Annotated in this window: 4 protein-coding genes; all 4 read right to left on the bottom strand. The window is 44.6% G+C overall.

Annotated elements, in window-relative coordinates; translation table 11 throughout:
• On the bottom strand, positions 1–1,505 hold a 1,505-nt coding region (locus ACI0FR_RS15640), incomplete at its 3' end, for a beta-1,6-N-acetylglucosaminyltransferase (RefSeq protein ID WP_461667978.1).
• A 590-nt stretch (positions 1,506–2,095) separates the two neighbouring features.
• Positions 2,096–2,920, bottom strand: a complete 825-nt coding sequence (locus ACI0FR_RS15635) for a creatininase family protein (protein ID WP_461667977.1) — start codon at positions 2,918–2,920, stop codon at positions 2,096–2,098.
• A gap of 16 nt (positions 2,921–2,936) precedes the next feature.
• Positions 2,937–4,325 carry an amidase gene (locus ACI0FR_RS15630; RefSeq protein ID WP_404906935.1) on the bottom strand — a complete coding sequence of 463 codons (1,389 nt, stop codon included), beginning with the start codon at positions 4,323–4,325 and terminating at the stop codon, positions 2,937–2,939.
• 30 nt (positions 4,326–4,355) lie between these two features.
• On the bottom strand, positions 4,356–4,818 hold a 463-nt coding region (locus tag ACI0FR_RS15625; RefSeq protein ID WP_461667976.1), incomplete at its 5' end, for an oligopeptide/dipeptide ABC transporter ATP-binding protein.

The following is a 4,818-nucleotide window of genomic DNA, read 5'->3' as shown; positions in this document are numbered from 1 at the left end:
GCATTAAACAAATTCTGAATATTATGTGGAACAACATCATCATGAATCATTGTTTCTCGCGCCTTCAAATAAGTAGTTTGACTTAGACCTGGGAGTATTTTGTTTGTTTGCGTTGCATTCAAATAATCCAACTTAAATTCGTTAATCCAATCCTCATATCTTGATGATTTAGGAGAGATAAATATTTTTAACGCATTAGGATCATTGAAGATTTTATTTAATGGCCATGTGTGGTCACCAGATGCCCAGCTAATTATAGGTAATGCTGAAGCCCTACTTATAACGCGCGTTAAATATAAGAATTGATCCATATCTCGGATCTGTTTCTCATTTTCTCGAAGACCATAAAATTCCTCAAAGGGGGCCCCTTCAAAAACTTTAGACTTAGAAAACAATCTTCCTATGTATTCTACTTTATTTATTGATAAATTATCAATAAATAATTGAATATCATTTCGTAGACCGAGTACTAAAACATAAGGACGATTCGAGGCTTCTAAACATTCGCCATGTGCTTCTATATACTGGCTTTTGTAATAAATAGTACCAGGTTTTGGAAACCATGTCTGGGCACGTTTTTTTAGTTCAAAGTCGTTGTTTTTCGTACTTGGGTCAAATTGTATTAAATTGTTATCTTTACGGTGAGCTGTATCTAAACTAGCTTGAAATAAACGTTTAGCCTCATTTGAAATTTTTCTGTAAAAAAACTTATTCAAGTTAAATACGTAATCTATATGATCATCATAAAATACAATTGGCTTACCATAATCTGTAAACTTATAAAAAGTTAGATTGTAATTAGTGATGTTTGCATGTGGAACTACATATCCAACTAATGTTTGAAAAAACATTTCATCGGGAATATACGTCTGTCTAAAAAATTTTTCAATTCTTTGATTTTGATCTAGAAGGCTTAAAATCTTCAAGCATGTTTTCCAGGTTAAAGTCCACCATTGCGATCCAAATCTAACTTCCATATTTAAAGGAACGCGGCGTTTTATGCCAAGAAAGCGTTGTAATTCTACTGATTTGTCCTCAAAAAAATTTTTAGTCTTTGAAGCGCCGTTTTTGAAGTAGAAATGATATCTTTCTTTACGTAAACCTCCAACCATCCAGCTATCATCGTTGAATTCGATGAATTCCTTTCCGTTATTTAAGGAAAGAAACTCCTCAAGTTGTTTCAGTGGCTTACAAGGTAAGCAAGCCCCGCTAAGTAACATAACGTAGTCATAGTTTCGGCCTAATTTTTTAACTGTTCTTAATGATTGAAGAGTTCCATCAACCAAAGAAAATGTTCCCCATTGACATTTAATTCTTTTTGAGGCTAAGTAAATTTTTTCATTATTCTTGATTAGGGAAGTTAATATATTGTAATTTTTTTCAGATGCATTGCCGTCGAAATGAATTATTACTTCAGCATCAAGTGATGCAGATACTAATGTATCCGCAATCTTATACAAATTTTCCGGCTCGTTATGAGCTAATAATATATAGAGAATTCTCATAGTTGGTGACCTTAACGAAAATTATATTATCGTGCTCATCGCCTAAAATACAGCAACAGTCAAGATTACTGTACGACCTGGAAGAAGTCGCATTGGATTTCATTAAATTATTTCATTATTTTTTTATTCACCATGCACTGGTGTTATCAGCATATAGAGCCAAATTGGAGTGCAATCTTATTGAACTAATAAGGGACTTTATTATCTCTGTTTGCCTGTTAAATTCTTTAAATAAATAGTGAAATATTTTTGACATATAATAATATTTTATATTTAAGCTTCTTCTTAATATTGAATATTCATCACTACTAGCCTCGCAATCATTCCATAAGTAATAGCTAATTATATTTGAAAACAAGAAATTAAATTGTACCTCTATTCGTTACACAAATTGTCAAACTTTATATTAATAACATATAAATTATCCAATAAAATCAATTGGTGTGGGGGGAATTGAACGCCGACCACCCGCACATTTTTAGTGCATGTACAACTTCTTTAAGCAATGTTGCATTATGTCCGCGTAACTGAATTATGTTAGTCTCTACTTGGTATAAAAAGGCGGCCATTATGACCGCCTATTTTAAAAGTCAATCTGCCTTTCCAGCTGTTGTTTCTAGTCCGCGATTGGCACGCCAGACTGGGTCCGGACGTGACCATAGAGCAGGGTTTTTGATCGCATCAGCCAGTGCTTTGGCTTGAATAGCGAGGAATTTTTCGCCTTTTTCAGCACTCGCCAGACGCGGGTCGCCCCATGTGCCGGTGATCGGTGCACGTTCCGAGAAAGAGTAAAAGCGTGAGAATCCGTCCGGCGCATGCACAGGCTCTGGTGCTTGCTGCATTGCTTCGTCCAGCTTGTCGGCTTTCACACAATCACCAGCAATCGCCATCATCACTGAAGTTTCACCCTCACAAGCATGTTTTGGGGCTGTGTCGGATTCAAAGATGGCAGCAGTTTCTTTTGGTGCCAGGAACCACGGCGTGGTGGCAACAATTGGCAGATCATAAGTCACCGCCAGTTCACGCACTGCGACAGCCAACGGATCAACATTGCCGCCATGCCCATTGACAATCAAGAGCCTTGCAAAGCCGAGCGCTTTCAGAGATTTGACGATACCGCGCAGCATGGCTTCATAAGCCTGATAATCAACGGTGATCGTGCCGCCGAAAGGTAGATGATGTTCGCTCATGCCAAGCCAAAGGCCTGGCAGAACGGCAACAGGCACATCTTCTGCCACCAGTTTGGCGGTGCGGATGGCGGCGGCACTGGCGCTCGCTGTATCGGTGATAACCGGCAGATGGGGCCCGTGCTGTTCCAGCGAGCCTACAGGCAGGATAGCCAGTGCATTGCCGCGTTCTGCGATGCTGCGCAGATCAGGGGCGGTCATACGCGCCCATTCAACTTCAATCGACATTTTTGTGTTCCCGTTGTTAGGCGATTACAGGCCAAGGTTTTTGTGCAGGACGCATATCTTCATAGGCTTTCGCCATGCGAAGTACGCCCAGATCATCAAAGCGCTGTCCGAAAATTTGCAAGCCGATTGGCAAGCCATCATTCGTGTAGCCGCAATTGACCGAAATGGCCGGCTGCTCCGACATGTTCATCGCCACTGTGAAAGCAATATGCTCAAACGGCTTTTGCGGATCATTAACAGGGGATGCCCAATGTGCCGGATAGGTCGGCATTGGCGCGGTTGGCGAAATGATAAAGTCGAAGTTTTCGGAAGCTTTGAGGCAGGCGTAACGCATCGCATCCATCTGCGCAAAGCCGGTATAGACTTCCTGACCATCCAGTTCCTTGGCGGTTTCTGTCCATGCGAAAATATATGGCAGAATTTTTTCCTGATTTTCACGGCTCATTTTCGAAACATCGCTCCAGGAACGAGCGCGCCAGAAACGATCCAGACCATCAATCATGGTGCGATTAAGGAACGGCTCAATCGGCTCGACAATGGCACCAGCATCGGCAAAGAGTTTGGCTGCTGCTTCAACAGCTGCTTTCACTTGCGGTTGCACTGGTTCCCCAAAGCCTGCATCCAGCCAGAGACCGATTTTTTTGCCTCTAAGATCGATGTCCAGATCCATCCAAGGCAGCTCCTGATAAGGCAGGCTCATTCCGTCACGGCGATCAGGTAAGGACAGCACAGACATATAAAGCGCGCTATCGGCAACGGTGCGGGTCATTGGCCCGGCAACACGCCCCAAAAAGGCCGGATCAAGCGGGATACGGCCGAATGACGGCTTTAAACCGACAATACCGCACCAACCGGCAGGCAGACGGATGGATCCGCCAATATCTGTGCCAATATGCAACGGGCCATAACCGGCAGCAGCAGCAGAACCGGCACCGGCACTGGAGCCGCCCGGATTGGTGTCCAAGTTCCAAGGGTTGCGGGCCAGCTCATGGAAGCTGGAAAGACCGGAGGACAACATGCCTAAATCAGGCATGGTGGTTTTGCCCAAAATAACACCACCGGCTTCGCGGGTGCGGGCAGCAGCAGGCGCATCTTTTGCCGCTGGTGTCATGTCGGAAGCCGCACAACCAAGCGGCACGGCTGTACCTTTGGTGGCGATATTTTCTTTGATCGTCAGCGGTACACCGTCAATGGCACCGGCAGGCGCGCCTTGCATCCAGCGGGCTTCAGACTGTTTGGCGGCTTCACGCGCAGCATCGGGGTCAAATGCCCACATCGCATGCAGCGATGGTTCATAAGCCTCAATACGGGTGATAACCGCTTCTGTAACATCGACAGGAGAAAGGTCTTTAGATTTATAGGCCGTAACAAGTTCAACTGCGGACAGATCAGCAAGATTTGTCATGGTTTCTCCTTAAAAACATGGATGTAAATGTCAGGCAAAATGGCAGCGGGCATACCAGCCTTGCTGGATTGATCTTTGTTCGGGCGCTTGTTGTAGGCAGATCGCCTGAGCCATCGGACAGGCTGGCGCATAAGCGCATCCCCGACCTGTGAATTCTGTATGAACAGCAACAACATGTTCACCCGCTGGCTTTGAGCGTTTGCGTCGTCCCGAAAATGGTTTCGGCACCGCATTGACCAATGCTTGCGTGTAAGGATGGCGTGGATTGTCAAAGACCGTATTGGTCGGGCCTTCTTCGACAATACGCCCCAGATGCATCACGGCGATACGGTCGGTAATCACACGCACAACGCCCAGATCATGGCTGATGAAGAGATAAGACAGACCGAATTTGTCTTGCAAATCCATCATCAGATTGAGCACCTGCGCCTGAATGGAAACGTCGAGCGCGGAAACCGGCTCATCGGCCACAATCAAAGCGGGGCGGGTAATC

The organism is Paenochrobactrum sp. BZR 201-1, assembly GCF_044987585.2.
In the GTDB taxonomy this organism is placed as follows: domain Bacteria; phylum Pseudomonadota; class Alphaproteobacteria; order Rhizobiales; family Rhizobiaceae; genus Paenochrobactrum; species Paenochrobactrum pullorum.
Note: the sequence above shows the minus strand (reverse complement) of the source record. Positions and strands in the feature narration are given on the sequence as shown.

Bases quoted from the DNA above. Each gene is read 5' to 3' on its own strand.
- ACI0FR_RS15635 (WP_461667977.1), bottom strand. From the start codon at position 2,920: ATGTCGATTGAAGTTGAATGGGCGCGTATGACCGCCCCTGATCTGCGC.
- ACI0FR_RS15630 (WP_404906935.1), bottom strand. From the start codon at position 4,325: ATGACAAATCTTGCTGATCTGTCCGCAGTTGAACTTGTTACGGCCTAT.